Origin of the sequence: Streptomyces sp. NPDC058985 (assembly GCF_042740985.1) — a bacterium.
Taxonomy (GTDB): Bacteria; Actinomycetota; Actinomycetes; order Streptomycetales; family Streptomycetaceae; genus Streptomyces.
Genome location: NZ_JBHYJX010000009.1, coordinates 135694 through 153177, shown reverse-complemented (window position 1 = coordinate 153177; position 17484 = coordinate 135694). Strand labels below are relative to the sequence as shown.

Annotated in this window: 9 protein-coding genes; 5 read left to right on the top strand and 4 right to left on the bottom strand. The window is 73.1% G+C overall.

All coding sequences use genetic code 11. The annotated features are described in order from the left end of the window. Positions 1 to 5 precede the first annotated feature (5 nt). The 4 genes from ACFW01_RS11295 (at position 6) to fxsT (ending at position 8006) form a co-directional block, all read left to right on the top strand. Entirely contained in the window at positions 6 to 3281 is a 3276-nt protein-coding gene (locus ACFW01_RS11295) for an SAV_2336 N-terminal domain-related protein (RefSeq protein ID WP_384503097.1), read from the top strand. Between the two features lie 91 nt (positions 3282 to 3372). After that, entirely contained in the window at positions 3373 to 3648 is a 276-nt protein-coding gene (locus ACFW01_RS11290) for a hypothetical protein (protein ID WP_384503095.1), read from the top strand. Continuing rightward, complete coding sequence (locus tag ACFW01_RS11285) at positions 3645 to 4928, top strand: aKG-HExxH-type peptide beta-hydroxylase (RefSeq protein WP_384503093.1); 1284 nt, start codon at positions 3645 to 3647, stop codon at positions 4926 to 4928. Before ACFW01_RS11290 ends, ACFW01_RS11285 begins: the two co-directional genes overlap by 4 nt. A 75-nt stretch (positions 4929 to 5003) precedes the next feature. Further along, complete coding sequence (gene fxsT, locus ACFW01_RS11280) at positions 5004 to 8006, top strand: FxSxx-COOH system tetratricopeptide repeat protein (RefSeq protein ID WP_234954724.1); 3003 nt, start codon at positions 5004 to 5006, stop codon at positions 8004 to 8006. An 80-nt stretch (positions 8007 to 8086) separates the two neighbouring features. On the opposite strand, the gene ACFW01_RS11275 is transcribed toward fxsT, so the two are convergent. From ACFW01_RS11275 to ACFW01_RS11260, 4 genes are all read right to left on the bottom strand, one after another. Next, the gene (locus tag ACFW01_RS11275) at positions 8087 to 11905 is read right to left on the bottom strand and encodes a multifunctional oxoglutarate decarboxylase/oxoglutarate dehydrogenase thiamine pyrophosphate-binding subunit/dihydrolipoyllysine-residue succinyltransferase subunit (protein WP_234954723.1); all 3819 of its coding nucleotides are present in this window, start codon (positions 11903 to 11905) and stop codon (positions 8087 to 8089) included. A gap of 281 nt (positions 11906 to 12186) precedes the next feature. Then, a complete protein-coding gene (locus ACFW01_RS11270) occupies positions 12187 to 13311 on the bottom strand; it encodes an ATP-binding protein (protein WP_234954722.1) in 1125 nt (374 codons plus the stop codon). Then, complete coding sequence (locus ACFW01_RS11265; protein WP_064729795.1) at positions 13308 to 14048, bottom strand: response regulator transcription factor; 741 nt, start codon at positions 14046 to 14048, stop codon at positions 13308 to 13310. Before ACFW01_RS11265 ends, ACFW01_RS11270 begins: the two co-directional genes overlap by 4 nt. A 113-nt stretch (positions 14049 to 14161) precedes the next feature. Then, positions 14162 to 14860 carry a spermidine synthase gene (locus ACFW01_RS11260; protein WP_234954721.1) on the bottom strand — a complete coding sequence of 233 codons (699 nt, stop codon included), beginning with the start codon at positions 14858 to 14860 and terminating at the stop codon, positions 14162 to 14164. 164 nt (positions 14861 to 15024) lie between these two features. Here ACFW01_RS11260 and lon point away from each other — a divergent pair, with 164 nt between their 5' ends. Continuing rightward, on the top strand, positions 15025 to 17457 hold the full coding sequence (gene lon / locus ACFW01_RS11255; RefSeq protein ID WP_234954720.1) for an endopeptidase La: 2433 nt from the start codon (positions 15025 to 15027) through the stop codon (positions 17455 to 17457). The last annotated feature ends 27 nt before the right edge of the window (positions 17458 to 17484 follow it).

The window sequence follows — 17484 nt, the reverse complement described above, 5'->3', positions numbered from 1 at the left end:
GCCCGATGCAGGGGGCGCCGCTGGAGGAGCTGATCGGCCGACTGCGACGCGCCGGCCTCGACGTCACCGCCGAGGACGTCGCGGACGCCGTCTGGCTCGCCCGCCGGCTCGGCTCGGCACCGCCCCGCGCCGCCGTCGGCCGCCCCGACCCCGCCACGGGCCCCGGTTCCGGTTCGGACCCCGGCTCCGGCTCCGAACCAGCCGGTACGCCGGAGAGCGGATCGCAGACCCCGCCGGCGTCGCCCGACCCCCACCTCGCCACCCCGGACGGCGCGGCACGGCCCGCCCCGGACCGCACCACCCCCGGAACCCGGGCGTCCACCCCGGTACCCCTGCGTGCCGCGGGCGCCGCCACCGGCCGATCCGACGGCAGCGGCACCTACGCCACCTTCCCGGTGCGCGCCCCCGCCGCCACCGCGCTGCCCGGCCTCCTCGGCCTGGAGAAGGCCCTGCGCATCCTGAGCCGCTACCGGGTCGCGGGCACCGAGTACACGGACGGCGGCATCGACGAGGAGGCGACCGCCGAGCGCGCCGCCGCGACCGGCTTCGTGCTGCCCGTACCCCGGCCGGGCCGCAGCAGGCGGTGCGACATCTGCCTCCTGGTGGACACCGGGCCCGCGATGGCCGTGTGGGGACAGCTGGTCGAGGAGCTGCGCCAGGCCTGTCAGCAGTCGGGAGCGTTCGCCGCCGTCCGGGTCCATCATCTGTACGCCGATGCCGCCGGGAGCCCGGCGATCGGTCCCGCCGCCGAGCCCGGCCGCCCGCTGCGGCTGCGCTCGCCGGACGAGCTCCACGACCCCTCGGGCCGCTCCGTCACCCTGCTGATCAGCGACTGCGTGGGCACCCTGTGGCAGAGCGGCGGGGCGCAACGGCTGCTGGGGGAGTGGCCGCGCTCCTCGCCCCTGGCCATCGTCCAGCCGCTGCCACCCCGCCTGTGGGGCCGCACGGCCCTGCCCGCCGAGCCCGGACTGCTGGTCCGGCCGGCCGAGTTCGGCGGCCGTCTCACCTTCCACCCGGACGACGAGCCGTGGGACGAGCCCGACGCACCCGTCACGGCGGTACCGGTCCTTCAGCCGACACCCGAGGCGTTCGAGACCTGGGCGCGTCTGCTGGCCGGCACCGGTCCCACCAGTGAGCGGGCCTGGGCCGCCCTGACGACGCACCGCCCCGCGCCGGAGGCCGCGGCCGGCCCGGTCGCCCGCGACGACGACGAACTCGTCCGTGCCTTCCGGGCGACCGCCTCGCCGGGGGCGTTGCGCCTCGCCGTCTATCTGGCCGCCGCCCCGCTCACCCTGCCCGTCATGCAACTCGTCCAGCGTGCCATGCTCCCCGACACCGGGCCCATGGAACTGGCGGAGGTCCTGCTGGGCGGGCTGCTGCGCCGGCTGCCCGGCCCCGACGAACAGCCGTGCTTCAGCTACCCGGGCCGAGTGCAGGACCTGCTGCTCTCCACGCTCGACCAGGACACCGCCGGACTCGTCCTCAAGCACTGCTCGGACTACGTGGAGCGCCGCTTCGGCAAGGGCACCCGCAACTTCGCCGCGCTGGCCGCGGTCCGCCTCGCCGGGCGCGACGCCGGGGCCGCCGATCCCGGGTCGCGCACGGACGACGACGCCGGGCCGAACGCCGGGGACAGCGTCGAGGCCGAGCTGTTCGCCCGCGTCCCCGCCCAGGTGCTGCGCTTCTACCTGCCGGACCTGGTCACGCCCGAGCCCCTGACGGAGGCGGAGCGGCTGCTCGGCCAGTGGCGGACGCTGGCCGACCCGGATGTGCTGCACCGGGCGCGGGAGCACGCCGAGGCTGCGGTGCGGGCCGCCGCCGGGACCGCTGCCGACGCCGCCTTGGCACCCGACGGGGACGACGGCGTACGGGCTCGGCTGGTCCTCGGCCGCGTGCTGCGCGCCGAGGCCGACACGGTGGCGGGCCGCGCGCCGGAGCGCCGGGCGGACCTCCTCGCCGCCGCCACCGGGGAACTGGCCACGGCCCACCGCGCGGCGCCGGACGACAGCCCCGCGCAGGCGGACTCCGCGCTGGAACTCGCCGCCGGGCTGCACGCGTTGTGGCGCGTCACCGGCGACCCGGACCGCCTCATGGCCGCGCTCGACGTCCTGGCCCCCGACATCGCCCCCTGGCCCGCGGCGGTCCGCCGCGCCTTTGAGCCCACGGAGGCCGGGTCCGCCGCGGACCGCCACCGCACCGAGACCTGGCGCGCCGTCCACCGGGCGCGGCTGCTGCGCCGCGGCCGGCTCCTGCTCGACCTGGGGCACCACCGCGAGGCCGCCGCCGACCTGCGCCCGGCCTGCGCCCTGCTCGACGAGTCCGGCGCCCCCGGCCCCGTACGCAGCCGGGCCCTGCTCGACCTGGCGCGGGCGCTGCGCGGCGACCCGGCGGACGAGGCGGCGACCCGGGAAGCGCTGCTGCGGGCGGAGCGGGCCGCCGGCGACGACCCCGCCCTGCGGCTGCCCTGCCTCGCCGCCCGCGCCGCGTTCCACGACACGGCGGGCGAGGCGCAGGAGGCCGACGAGGCGTACGAGACGGCCGTGCTGCTCGCACCGCCGGAGAGCGTCGTACGCTGCGGGCTCCTCACCACCTGGGGCGAGTCCCTGCTCCGCAGGGCGTCCCGGGGGGACGGCGCGGGTCTCGTGGACCGTGCGGAGTCCGTACTGAGGGAGGCCCTCAAGGACCTGCCGGCCCGCTCCGCGCAGCGCGGCCGGCTGCAGGCGCTCGTGGGCAGCGCCCTCGCCCAGCGCTTCCGTCATCTGGGCTTCCTGCCGGACCTGTTCGAGAGCCGGCACCTGCTGGGGCAGGCCGTGCGGGCGGCGGCCGACGTGGGCGTACGGGCCGAGGCCTGGCTCCAGCTCGGCAGGGTGCGGCTCGAAGGGTGGTACCGGGCCGGCGCGCCCGTGCTCTTCGAGGCGCTGCACGCGTACGAGAACGCCGAGCGCGAGGCGTGGGAGGCGTACCCGGCCGGGCCGGGGCCGGCGACGGTGGCCCGGGCCCGGCACGGGCGCGGAGCGGTGCTCGTGCTGCTGGGCCGGCCCAGCGCGGCCGGTGCGGCCTACCGGGCGGCGCGGGAGCAGTGGCAGCGGCTCACGGGGTCCCTGCAGGAGGTCGACTGGGACGACGTGGAGCTGACCCGCCGCGCGGGAGACGACCTCGCGGCGGGACGGACCCCCGAGGCCCCGTCCCGGACCATGCCCGAGGAGGAGTGGAGGCGGCTCTCACCGCCTTGGCACCCTTGGGGAGAGCGGTCCAACCCGGCCGAGTTTGCGCGCAGTTGATCGGTGAAGGGTTTCCCTCTCCGGCCGGTCGGGAAGAACTGGGCAACCATCGCGAGGGGACGGGGCGGACGTGGGCAGGGAGGAGCCGAGGGTGGCGGAGCAGGGGATGGGAACGCCCGGTCGCGGCGGGGGCGCCGGACCGACCGTGCTTCTGCCCGGGCTCACCGATGCCGACCTGCGGACATTGCGTGCCATGGACGATCCGGAACTCATCGCGGCCGTCGACCGGGTGCTGGCCGGCTCCGACGATTCCCAGCAGGTCTGGCATTCCGGTGACAGCGAGCGGCTGATGCCGGAGGGCTCCGGAGAGTGCTCGTTTTCGGCCCGACTCGCCGAGTCTCCGCCGACTCGGGTGTCCGGGGGATGACTCCGTCCTCCGTACCGCCCGGCGTCTTCGTCGCACTCGCCCGGACCCGACCCCTGCCTGCCGCGACCGCGGCACTGCGTGCCGCGATCCACGCGCGTCGCATGCTGCTCCTCAAGGCCCTCCTGGTCCGGGTCGAACGACAGGGCCCCTCGCTGTCCCCCGCCGCGCACCGGGACTTCGAGGACGACTGGGCGCTGCTGGAGCGCGCCGAACGGGCCGACGGGGCGGCGGTGCGCGACGTCCTCGACTACCCCACGGTCGGCGCCTGGCTCACGGAGGCGCTCGCCGCGCGGCCGGGAACAGCCTTCGAGGCCCATCTGCCGCACCTGAGGGGCGTCGCCGTCGCCGCCGCCGTCCGGTCCGGCCGGGCGCCGTCCGGCAGGTTCACGGCACCTTCGGGACTGCTGGCGCTGCCCGGCCTGGGCGTCCTGCGCAGTCCTTCGGGGTGGGCCCGGGCGAGCGGCGGTGCGGGGCCTGTGCGGCTCACCGCGGAGGCGGGCCCCGACGTCGTGACCGCGCGCCCCCGCCGGAGGCCGTCAGGCGCCGGGCCACCGGGACCGGAGGAGGGAACCGGTTGGCGCGCCCTGCGGAAGCTGCCGGGCGGTGACACGGTCCTGGACGACCTCGACCCCTACCGCGTGCCGTCCCGCGGCATCGGCAGGGCGGGCGCTCCCGCGGCCGACCGCGCACGCACCGAGTACCGCGCGTGGGCGGGGCGGTGGCGCCTGGCCCGCGCGCTGCTGTCGGCGACCGACCCCGGACGGGTCGCGGAGACGGACGGGCTGGTGCGTTCCGTCGTGCCGCTCGCCACCGGCCGCGGCGCGGGAGCCCCGAGCGGGGCGACACTCCGTGCCGCCCCGGGCGCCGTGCTGACCCGGATGCCGGCCGACGCGCCGGAACTGGCGGAGACGCTGGTGCACGAGACCCACCACAGCAAGCTGGCGGCCCTCGACGAGGCTGTGGCGCTGTGCCGTCCCGGCGGCACCCTGCACCGGGTGGCGTGGCGGCCGGACCCCCGCCCCGTCCCTGCGGTGCTCCAGGGTGCCTACGCCCACCTCGCGCTGCTCGATCTGTGGTCGCGGGCGGAGCGCGCGGCCGCCGCGCCCGAGGAGTGGCGACAGCGGGCCGCCGAACGTTTCGCGCAGTACCGGGAACAGGTCGGGGAGGCCTTGGCCGTACTGCGTGAATCCGATGAACTCACCTGTGCGGGACGGAGTTTCGTGCGGGAGATGCAGGGGCACCACGAGAGTCTCGGCGTGGCCGCCCGAAACTCGACATGACGGAGCGCACGAGTGTGACCGCGTTGCGTTAGCGTGTGCGCGAGCGCGGCGGACGCGGCGGGACAGGGAGCGGTGATGGCGGACAAGCGGTGGTCCGGCGGGGGCGGTGCGACGGCCTCCGAGCACATTCTTGTGGTCTTCCCCGGCTATCACCGCTCATGGGCGGCGTGGATCGAACAGTGCCTGGAACGCCACGGCCAACGGGCCACACTTCAGCGCTGGGACCCGCCGCGGGAGATCCCGCTGGAGGACTCCCTGGGTGACCTGCTGCTGTCCAGCGGGCGCGTGCTCCTCGTCCTCAACGACTGGTTCTTCGAGCTGGGGCCGCGCCCGCCGGGGGAGTGGAACGACGCGCTGCGCGGCTTCGTCGCCGCGCACGCCGACCGCTTCGCCGCCGTCAACCTCACCAATCGGCCGCTGCTGCCCGCCACGGCCGTCCTGGAACCGGCCAGTCTGTGGGGGCTGAGCGAGGAAGCCGTCGAGGAGCGGCTGCTCGCCCGGCTGGGCCTGGCGCCGCTGCCCACCCCGCGGACCCCGGCCGCCCGGGTCCGTTTTCCCGACACGCGATGCGACGTCTGGGGCGAGGTGCCGCGCCGCAACCCGCGCTTCACCGGCCGCGACGACCTGCTCACCACCATCCACCAGCGCCTCGCGGACGCCGAGCGCGGCGCGGCCGCCTGCACGCTGCTGGGCATGTCGGGCATCGGCAAGACCCAGCTCGCCGCCGAGTACGCGCACCGCTTCAGCACCGACTACGACGTGGTCTGGTGGGTCAACTCCGACGACCGCAACATCCAGCGCGACCGACTCGGCGAACTCGCGGTCGAACTCGGTCTGCGCAGCGGCAGCGAGCCCGGCGAACGCATTCGCGCGGTCCGCAACGCCCTGCGCCGCGGCGACCCGCACCAGAAGTGGCTGGTGATCTTCGATGGCTGGGACGACACCGACGGAGCCGACGCCCTGCTCCCGCAGGGGCCCGGCCACGTCCTGGTCACGTCCCGCAACCGGGCCTGGAGCGAGCGGACGGACGCCGTGGAGGTCCCCGGCTTCGTGCGCGCCGAGTCCGTCGGCTACCTGATGCGCAGGGCCGGCCACATCAGCGCCGCCGAGGCGGAGGAGGTCGCCGCCGAGTTCGGTGACGTACCGCTGCCGCTGGTGCAGGCGGCCTCCTGGCTCGGCGAGTCCGGTATGGAGGTGTCCGAGTACCTGCGGATGGTGCGCGAGCGCCGGCTCTCCACCGTCGACGAACCCGTCACCGGCGACGGCTTCCCCCAGTCCTCCATGACCTCCTGGTCGATACTGCTCAACCGGTTCCGCCGGGCCCAGCCGCAGGCCATCGACGTGCTGGGACTGTGCACCTCCTTCGCCCCCGGGCGTATCCCGCTCGGACTGATCCGCGCCTATCCGCACGCCGATCTCCCCGAGAACCTGCGCTGGATGACGGCGGACCTGCCCGCCTGGTCCCGGGCGCTGGACACCTTGGTGAAGTACTCGGTCCTCACCCGCGAGACCCGGGGTCCGGCCGGCCTGGAGATGGGGCCGCACCAGGAGTCGGTGCACATGCACCGGCTGGTCCACGACATCGTCTCCAAGCTGACCGGCGACGACCAGCGTGACAGCCACCGCAGAGCGGTGCGCACCCTGCTGGCCGAAGCGGACCCCGGCAACCCCCAGGACAGCCGGAACTGGCCCCGCTACGCCGAACTGCTGCCGCATCTGGAGCCCTCGGGCGCGCTCGACAGCACGCGGCCCCGGATCCAGGAGACCGTGCTGAACTGCCTGCGCTACTGCAACCGCAGCGGGGAGTACACCACCGGTCTGAACCTGGCCCGGCGGACCCGGGAGCGCTGGGCCGCGTTCCTGCCCCCGCTCTCCCCGCAGATGCTGGACCTGACGCGGGAGGAGAGCACCATGGTGCGGGTCAGCGGCCGGTTCCGGGAGGCGTACGACCTCGACCGCGACGTCCTGGAGCGGCTGCGGGCGGCGCCCGGCACCAACCCGCTGGCGGAGCTGACCACCCAGGGGGCGATGGCCAGCTGCCTGCGCCACCTGGGGCGCTACGACGAGGCGTACGCCTTGCAGCACGAGGTCCTGGAAGGCACCGACCGCCTGCTCGGCCCGAACGAGACCGCCACGACGGTCGCCCGGCACAACCTCGGTGTCAGCCTGCGCCTGCTCGGCCGGTTCGCCGAGGCCTACGAACTCGACCTGGAGAACTACGGCATTCGCGAGAGCGTCCTGCGCGCCCGGCACATCAGCACGCTCAACTCGTCGAGCGCCGTCACGCACGACCTGAGGCTGCTCGGCCGCTACCGGGACGCGCTCGCACGCCAGGAGCCGGCGGTCCGCCTGCATCTGCAGGTGCTGGGCCCGCAGCATCCGCAGACCCTGGGGGCACGCACCCAGCTGGTGATGAGCCGCCGCCGAGGGGGCGGGCCCACGCAGGACATCGGCCCCGAGATGGCGAGCCTGCTGGACGAGCTGGCCCAGGTCCACGGCCGCGGGCACTACCGCACCCTCGCCTTCCTCACCAACTACGGCAACTACCTCCGCGAACACGGCGACCTCCGTCACGCCCGCGAGCTGATCGAGGAGGCCGAGTCCGGGTACCGGGCGCTGCTCGGGCCCGCCCACCCCGTCGCCACCGGCATGCTCGCCAACACCGGCCTGATCATGCAGGCGGCCGGCGAGCGGGCCGAGGCCATGGCGATGTTCGAGGCGGCCCTGGCCGGACTCACCGCCACCCTGGGCCCCGACCACCCCTGGGTGCTCGGCTGCGCCCTGTGCGCCACCGGCGCGCGCAACTTCAACGGGCGGATCGCCGACGCGGTGGAACTCGGCCGCGACACGGTGCGCCGGGCCCAGCGCACGCTGGGCGGGGAGCACCCGCTGACCCTGTCCTGCCAGGTCGCCCTGGCAGCCGACCTGCGGGCGGCCCGGGAGCACGAGGAGGCCGGGAAGCTGGAGGAGGACGGGCTGCTGGGTCTGACCCGGACGCTCGGCGCCCAGCATCCGCACACCCTCTCCGCCCGTCAGCGCACCCGCCCGTACTGGGACTTCGAGCCCTACCTCGGCTGACAGGCACCGGCCCCCCCCCGCACGCCGGAGGGGCCGGCCCCGTTCCCGGGACCGGCCCCTCCTGTCGGACGCGTGTGCGGTCAGGCCTCGAAGACCTCACGCACCAGCTGCTCCTGCTCGGCCTGGTGCCGCTTGGCGGAACCGACGGCCGGGGACGAGCCGTGCGGGCGCGAGATGCGCCGCAGGCGCTCGCCGTGCGGGATGTCGGCGCCGACCGCCAGGTCCAGGTGGTCGATCAGGTTGAGCGCGATGAACGGCCAGGCACCCTGGTTCGCCGGCTCCTCCTGGGCCCACAGGTACTTCTCGGCGTTCGGGTACTTGGCGATCTCCGCCTGGAGCTCGGCACCCGGCAGCGGGTACAGGCGCTCGATGCGGATGATGGCCGTGTCGGTCACGCCGCGCTTCTTCCGCTCGGCGTCGAGGTCGTAGTAGACCTTGCCGGCGGTGAAGACGACCTTCTTGACGGCGGCCGGGTCGACCGAGTCGTCGCCGATGACCGGGCGGAACTGGCCCGTCGTGAACTCCTCCGCCTTCGAGGCCGCGGCCTTCAGGCGCAGCATCGACTTCGGGGTGAAGACGACCAGCGGCTTGTGGTGCGGGTTGTGCACCTGCCACCGCAGGAGGTGGAAGTAGTTCGACGGCAGGGTCGGCATCGCGACCGTCATGTTGTTCTGCGCGCAGAGCTGGAGGAACCGCTCCGGGCGGGCCGAGGAGTGGTCCGGGCCCTGGCCCTCGTAGCCGTGCGGGAGCAGGAGCGTCACACCGCTCGTCTGGTTCCACTTCTGCTCGGCCGACGAGATGAACTCGTCCACGACCGTCTGCGCGCCGTTGACGAAGTCGCCGAACTGCGCTTCCCACATCACCAGAGCGTCGGGGCGGGCCAGCGAGTAGCCGTACTCGAAGCCCATCACCGCGTACTCGGAGAGCAGCGAGTTGTAGACGTTGTACCGGGACTGGTCCTCGGACAGGTACAGCAGCGGGGTGAACTCGTCGCCCGTCTCACGGTCGATGACGACCGCGTGGCGCTGGCCGAAGGTGCCGCGCTGCGAGTCCTGGCCGGAGAGCCGGACCGGCACGCCCTCCAGGAGCAGCGAGCCGACGGCGAGGGTCTCGCCCATGCCCCAGTCGATCGTGCCGTCCTCGACCATCGCCGCCCGGCGCTGCAGCTGCGGCAGCAGTCGCGGGTGCACGGTGACGTGGTCGGGGATGTTGACCTGGGACTCGGCGATCCGCTTGACCGTCTCGGCGGTGACCGCGGTGTTCACCGCGACCGGGAACTCGGCCTGCGGCTCCGACGGTTCGGCGGAGGCGGGCTGCGAGGCGGCCTCGCGGACCTCGGTGAAGACCTTCTCCAGCTGCCCCTGGTAGTCCTGGAGCGCCTGCTCGGCCTCTTCCAGGGTGATGTCGCCGCGACCGATGAGGGACTCGGTGTAGAGCTTGCGCACCGAGCGCTTCTTGTCGATCAGGTCGTACATCAGCGGCTGGGTGAAGGCCGGGTTGTCGGTCTCGTTGTGCCCGCGGCGGCGGTAGCAGATGAGGTCGATCACCACGTCCTTGTTGAACGCCTGGCGGAACTCGAAGGCCAGCCGCGCCACACGGACGCAGGCCTCGGGGTCGTCGCCGTTCACGTGGAAGATCGGGGCCTCGATCATGCGGGCCACGTCGGTGGCGTACATCGAGGAGCGCGACGACTCCGGGGCGGCGGTGAAACCGACCTGGTTGTTGATGACGACGTGGACCGTGCCGCCGGTGCGGTAGCCGCGCAGCTGCGACATGTTCAGGGTCTCGGCCACCACGCCCTGGCCCGCGAAGGCCGCGTCGCCGTGGATCGCCACCGGCAGGACGGTGAAGTCCGTGCCGCCCTTGCCGATGATGTCCTGCTTGGCGCGCGAGACGCCCTCCAGGATCGGGTCGACCGCCTCCAGGTGCGAGGGGTTGGCGACCAGCGAGACCTTGATCTGCTCGCCGTCCAGGCCCGTGAAGGTGCCCTCGGCGCCCAGGTGGTACTTCACGTCGCCGGAGCCGTGCATCGACTTCGGGTCGAGGTTGCCCTCGAACTCGCGGAAGATCTGCGCGTACGACTTGCCGACGACGTTGGCCAGCACGTTCAGCCGGCCGCGGTGGGCCATGCCGACGACGACCTCGTCGAGGCGGGACTCGGCCGCCGAGTCGATGACCGCGTCGAGCAGCGGGATGACGGACTCGCCGCCCTCCAGGGAGAAGCGCTTCTGGCCGACGTACTTCGTCTGCAGGAAGGTCTCGAAGGCCTCCGCCGCGTTCAGCCGGCGCAGGATGCGCAGCTGCTCCTCGCGCTCCGGCTTGGTGTGCGAGCGCTCGATGCGGTCCTGGATCCACTTGCGCTGCTTCGGGTCCTGGATGTGCATGAACTCGATGCCGGTGGTGCGGCAGTACGAGTCGCGCAGCACGCCGAGGATGTCGCGCAGCTTCATCAGGGACTTGCCCGCGAAGCCGCCGACCGCGAACTCGCGCTCCAGGTCCCACAGGGTGAGCCCGTGCTCGGTGATGTCCAGGTCGGGGTGCTTGCGCTGCTGGTACTCCAGCGGGTCGGTGTCGGCCATGACGTGGCCGCGGACCCGGTAGGAGTGGATCAGCTCGAAGACGCGGGCGGCCTTGGTGACGTCGTCGTCGTGGCTGGCGTCGATGTCCTTGAGCCAGCGGACCGGCTCGTAGGGGATGCGCAGCGCCTTGAAGATCTCGTCGTAGAAGCCGTTCTCGCCGAGGAGCAGGTTGGCGACCTGGCGCAGGAACTCGCCGGAGGCGGCGCCCTGGATGACCCTGTGGTCGTAGGTCGACGTGAGCGTCATGACCTTCGAGATGCCGAGCTTGTTCAGGGTGTCCTGGCTGGTGCCCTGGAACTCCGCGGGGTAGTCCATGGAGCCGACGCCCATGATGACCGACTGGCCGGGCATCAGGCGGGGCACCGAGTGGACGGTGCCGAGGCCGCCGGGGTTGGTCAGGGAGACCGTGACGCCGGAGAAGTCGTCCATCGTCAGCTTGCCGTCGCGGGCGCGGCGGACGATGTCCTCGTAGGCCTGCCAGAACTCGAAGAAGTTCAGCGTCTCGGCCTTCTTGATCGCCGCGACGACCAGCTGGCGGTCGCCGTTGGGCTTGACCAGGTCGATGGCGAGGCCGAGGTTGACGTGCGCGGGCTTGACGAGGGTCGGCTTGCCGTCCTTCTCGCCGAACGAGTGGTTCATCGTCGGCATGGCCTTGATGGCCTGCACCATCGCGTAGCCGATCAGGTGCGTGAAGGAGATCTTCCCGCCCCGGGCGCGCTTGAGGTGGTTGTTGATGACGATGCGGTTGTCGAACAGCAGCTTCACCGGGACGGCGCGCACGGACGTGGCCGTGGGCAGCTCCAGCGAGGCGTTCATGTTCTTCGCGACCGCGGCGGCCGGGCCGCGCAGGGGCACCAGCTCGGGGCCCTCGGGGGCCGCGGTGGCGGCGTCCTTCGAGGGCGCGGCGGGCGCGGCGGGTGCGGCGGCCTTCGCCTGCGGCTGGGACGCGGGCTTGGCGGGCGCGGCGGCGGGCTTGGCGGCCGGGGCCGCGGCGGGCTTCGCGGGGGCGGCCGGCTGGGCGGCCGCCTTCGGCTGGGCCGGGGCGGGAGCCTGCGCCTGTGGTGCGGGGGCGGCCTTGGGCGCGCTGCCGGAGTCCGTGGCCGTGGCCGCGGGGGCGGCGGCCTGGGCCGCGGGCGCCCCGGGCTTGTAGTCGGCGAAGAAGTCCCACCAGGCTCGGTCCACGGAATTCGGGTCCTGGAGGTACTGCTGATAGATCTCGTCAACGAGCCACTCGTTGGCACCGAACGCGGCAGCGGGGTTCTTGCCCGCTTGGTCGGTGTCGGTCGAGATGCTCGAGTTACTGGGGGACTGTGGCGACACGGCGAGAACCGCCCTCTTCCGCTTCACAAGATGGTGGACAGCGGGAATCAAGGCTACGCCTTGCCGACCCCGAAGGTCAGGCCGGGCCCGTTCATCGTCGCGTAAGTCACATTGCAGACGGTGTTTCGGCGCTGGAAATGGCGGGAAACAAGCGAGGTTCTGCTGCGCGTGGGAAGGGCGGAGCGGGACCCGGCGCCGGGAAAACGCGGGCCTGTCCCTGATCACACGTGTCCGCCAGGGCGGATGCCCGTGGATCTTGAAGCTCCGCTTCGAACCCTACGTCAACCGGGCGTCGAGGGCAGGCCCGGAAGAGTGATGAGAATCCGGCATCCCCGCTCGGATTCGGCCACACCGATCCGGCCGCCGTGCAGATCCACCGCCCAGCGCGCGATCGCGAGGCCCAGACCGGTGCCGCCGTCGCTGCCCGGACCGTGCGGCCGGGAGACCGAACCCCGGTTGAACCGCTCGAACACCCGGCGCCACTCGGAGCGCGGAATGCCGGGGCCCTCGTCGAGAACCTCCAGCTCGAGGGATTCGGGCAGCTCGCCGCGGCGCGCCTTGACCGTCACCCGGCCGTGCGGCGGGCTGTGCTTGACCGCGTTGTCGATGAGGTTGGCGACGACCTGGTGGATGCGCTCGGGGTCGGCGTGCGCGGTCAGCTCGGGCGGGAAGACGTCGAGCGCCAGGTGCACGTCGGTACGCGTGTGGCTGCCCGAGCCGGAGGCGATGCCCGCGCGGGCCGAGGCGACCATGTTGGCCTCCTTGAGCACGCCGGACAGGTACGGCCAGACCTCGAAGCGCCGCTTGCGCAGCGGTATCACGCCGTTGTCCAGGCGGGAGAGGTCCAGCAGCGTCTCCACCAGCCGGCCGAGCCGCTCGGTCTGGCCGAGCGCCGTGCGCATGGTCTCCGGGTCGGCCTCGGTGACGCCGTCGACGATGTTCTCCAGCACCGCGCGCAGGCCCGCGATGGGGGTGCGAAGCTCGTGCGAGACGTTCGCGACCAGCTCCTTGCGCTGGAGGTCCTGCGCCTCCAGGTCGTCCGCCATGCGGTTGATGGTGACGGCCAGGTCGCCCAACTCGTCGCGGCGGTTCTCGCGCACCCGGCGGGTGTAGTCGCCGTGCGAGATGGACCGGGCCACGGCGTTCATCTCGTCCAGCGGCGCGGTCAGCGAGTGCGCCACGAACTGGGTGATCAGCAGCGTGGCGATCATCGAGAAGACCGTGATGAAGCGCAGCTCCGTCTTGGTGTGCACCGCGATCACCGACAGACCGGTGGTGATCAGCACCGACGTGACGACCAGCGCGCCCAGCTTGGTCTTGACCGAGAACGGGCGTACGCCGCCCCAGGGCTCCCCGGCGATGCGGGGGCCGGGGCTCCTCCGTGCGGCCTCCCGCCCTCGGCTCATGGCGTCGGCGTCTCCAGCGCGTAGCCCACGCCGTGCACGGTGCGGATGCGCTCGGCGCCGATCTTCCGGCGCAGCGCCTTGATGTGGCTGTCCACGGTCCGGGTGCCGGAGGCGTCCGCCCAGTCCCACACCTCGGCCAGCAGCTGCTCACGGGAGAGCACCGCACGCGGGGTGTTCGCCAGGCAGACCAGCAGGTCGAACTCGGTGGGGGTGAGGTGGACGTCCTCGCTGCGCACCCGCACCCGGCGCTGCGCGTGGTCGATCTCCAGCTCGCCCAGGCGCAGGATGCCGCTGCGGGGCGTCGAGGCGGCCACGACGGCCCGCTCCACCCGGCGCAGCAGCACGTGCACGCGCGCGGCCAGCTCGCGCATCGAGAACGGCTTGGTCATGTAGTCGTCGGCACCCACGCCGAGCCCGACCAGCATGTCCGTCTCGTCGTCGCGCGCGGTGAGCATCATCACCGGCACCGGCCGCTGGGCCTGCACGCGCCGGCAGACCTCCAGGCCGTCGAAGCCCGGCAGCATGATGTCGAGGATCAGCAGGTCGGGCTGCCACGCCTCGGCCGTGTCGACGGCGGACGGACCGTCGCCCGCCGTCTGCACCAGGAACCCCTCGGCGCGCAGTCGGGTCGCGATGGCGTCCACGATCGTCTGGTCGTCCTCGACCACCAGCACCCGGCGCTGTGCGCCCTGGGTGGCCGCGGCCGAGCCGTTGTGGGAGGTCTGTGTCTGCTCCATCGCCCGCCCCTGAGGTGTGCTTTCCGGAATCCGTGGGGTGATCCCATGACTGCGATTGACGCTTGAATGATCCGTGTCAGAGCAGCAGCGTACGGGGAGTCCCCACGGCATTGCTATCCAGGACCGACGCCGAGATGGACGACGTCCGGAACGCCCCGGGCAACGGGGATCTCTTCGGTACGCACCTGCTGGAAACCGGCATTACGCAAGGTTTCTTCGAATTCCGGAGAGGGCTGCGCAGACCATACGGCAAGCACCCCGCCGGGTCTCAACAGCCTTGCGCAGCCCGCCAGTCCGGACGGCCCGTACAGCCCGTCGTTGCCCTCGGTGACGGTCCAGCCGGGGCCGTTGTCGATGTCCAGGCAGAGCGCGTCGTACGTGTCGGAAGTCTCATTGACGTAGGTGACCAGGTCCGCTTCGACGATCTTCGTGCGCGGGTCGGCCAGCGCCCGCGCCGACAGGGCGGAGAGCGGTCCGGTGCGGTGCCAGTCGATGACGGCGGGCTCGCGTTCGACGACCGCGATCCGGCCCCAGCGGGGGTCGGCCGCCGCGTGGGCGAGCGAGAAGCCGACGCCGAGCCCGCCGATGAGCAGGTGCGGCGCGGCCGGTCCGCCGGACCCGGCGAGCGCGTCGGCCGCCGCGTCGACCAGCCGCCGCTCGGAGCGCCCGTCGGAGGTGTCCATCAGGAAGCAGCCGTTCGCGATGATCTGGAGCAGCGCCCCGTGCCGTCGCAGGACGACCTCGCCGTACGGGCCCTCCCTGCGGTCCAGCACCTCGGGGGCCTCGCGGAAGTCGGGGGAAGTGATGGCCATCGGCCCATCCTGGCAGGAATGCGGCGCGGGCCGGGAGCGCTTTTCGTGCACGGGTCCGAGCGCCTCGGCCGTTGATCGCTGAGAGCGAACGACCCCCGGGGAACAATCCGGGACTCCCTTTCATTGAGTCGATGTAACTCAACTTGACTGCCGAAGGGGAGATCATGGCTGCTGAGTCCGCCGCCTTCACACCGCTCACCCTGCCCGTGCTGCCGCTCGACGACGAAGTGGTCCTGCCCGGCATGGTCGTCCCCCTGGACCTGAGCGACGCCGAGGTGCGGGCCGCGGTGGAGGCCGCCCAGGCCGCCGCCCGGTCCGAGCCCGGCAAGCCCAGGGTCCTGCTCGTCCCGCGCATCGACGGCACCCACGCCGCCACCGGCGTCCTCGGCACCGTCGAGCAGGTCGGCCGCCTCGCCGACGGCGACCCGGGCGCCCTGATCCGCGGCCGGGGCCGGGTGCGCATCGGCGCCGGTACGACCGGTCCCGGCGCCGCTCTCTGGGTCGAGGGCACCCCTGTCGAGGAGACCGTGCCCGACCCCCTGCCCGGCCAGGTCGCCGAGCTGGTGAAGGAGTACAAGGCGCTCGCCACCGCCTGGCTGCGCAAGCGCGGCGCCTGGCAGGTCGTCGACCGCGTGCAGGCCATCGACGACGTCTCCGCGCTGGCCGACAACTCCGGCTACTCGCCGTTCCTCACCACCGAGCAGAAGGTCGAGCTGCTGGAGACGGCCGACCCGGTGGCCCGCCTGAAGCTCGCGACCCAGCAGCTGCGCGACCACCTCGCCGAGCAGGACGTCGCCGAGACCATCGCCAAGGACGTCCAGGAGGGCGTCGACAAGCAGCAGCGCGAGTTCCTGCTGCGCCGCCAGCTCGACGCGGTGCGCAAGGAGCTGCGCGAGCTCAACGGCGAGTCAGGCAAGGACGCTGCCGAGGAGTCCGACGACTACCGCGCCCGTGTCGAGGCCGCCGACCTGCCCGAGAAGGTCCGCGAGGCCGCGCTCAAGGAGGTCGACAAGCTGGAGCGGTCCTCCGACCAGTCGCCCGAGGGCTCCTGGATCCGCACCTGGCTCGACACGGTTCTGGAGATGCCGTGGAGCGAGCGCACCGAGGACGCCTACGACATCCAGGGCGCCCAGGCCGTGCTGGACGCCGAGCACGCGGGTCTGGAGGACGTGAAGGAGCGCATCACCGAGTACCTCGCCGTGCGCAAGCGGCGCGGCGACCGGGGCCTCGGCGTGGTCGGCGGCCGGCGTGGCGGTGCCGTGCTGGCCCTGGTGGGTCCGCCCGGTGTCGGCAAGACCTCGCTCGGCGAGTCCGTCGCCCACGCGATGGGCCGCAAGTTCGTCCGCGTCGCCCTCGGCGGCGTCCGCGACGAGGCCGAGATCCGCGGCCACCGGCGTACGTACGTCGGCGCGCTGCCCGGCCGGATCGTGCGGGCGATCAAGGAGGCGGGGTCCATGAACCCGGTCGTCCTGCTCGACGAGATCGACAAGGTCGGCTCCGACTTCCGCGGCGACCCCGCCGCGGCCCTGCTCGAAGTCCTCGACCCGGCCCAGAACCACACCTTCCGGGACCACTACCTGGAGGTCGAGCTGGACCTGTCCGACGTCGTCTTCCTCGCCACCGCCAACGTCCTGGAGGCCATCCCGGAGGCGCTGCTCGACCGCATGGAGCTGGTCCGCCTGGACGGCTACACCGAGGACGAGAAGGTCGTCATCGCCCGTGACCACCTGCTCCCGCGCCAGCTGGAGCGGGCCGGACTCGACGGCGACGAGGTCACGGTCGACGAGGGCGCGCTGCGCAAGCTCGCGGGCGAGTACACCCGTGAGGCGGGCGTGCGCACCCTGGAGCGGTCGATCGCCCGGCTGCTGCGCAAGGTGGCGGCCCAGCACGAACTGGGCGAGCGGGAGCTGCCCTTCACCGTCACCGACGCCGACCTGCGCAGCCTGATCGGCCGGCCGCACCACGTGCCCGAGTCCGCCCAGGACCCGGCGGAGCGGCGCACCTCGGTGCCGGGCGTGGCCACCGGCCTCGCGGTCACCGGCGCGGGCGGCGACGTCCTCTACGTCGAGGCGTCGCTGGCCGACCCGGAGACGGGCGCGGCGGGGCTGACCCTGACCGGTCAGCTGGGCGACGTGATGAAGGAGTCGGCGCAGATCGCGCTGAGCTTCCTGCGCAGCCACGGAGCCGAGCTGGAACTGCCGGTGGGCGACCTGAAGGACCGGGGAGCGCACATCCACTTCCCGGCGGGCGCGGTCCCCAAGGACGGTCCGAGCGCCGGCGTCACCATGACCACGGCCCTCGCCTCGCTGCTCTCCGGCCGGCTGGTCCGCACCGACGTGGCGATGACCGGCGAGGTCTCACTCACCGGACGCGTCCTGCCGATCGGCGGGGTCAAGCAGAAGCTGCTCGCGGCGCACCGGGCGGGCGTCACCACGGTGATCATCCCCAAGCGCAACGAGCCCGACCTGGACGACGTCCCGGCGGAGGTGCTGGACAAGCTCGACGTCCACGCCGTCAGCGACGTCCGCCAGGTCCTGGAACTGGCGCTCGCCCCCGCGACCAACGGGGCGGCGCGTACGACTCCGGTCGCGGCGTGACGGACGCTGCCGGACGGCACGGAGGCC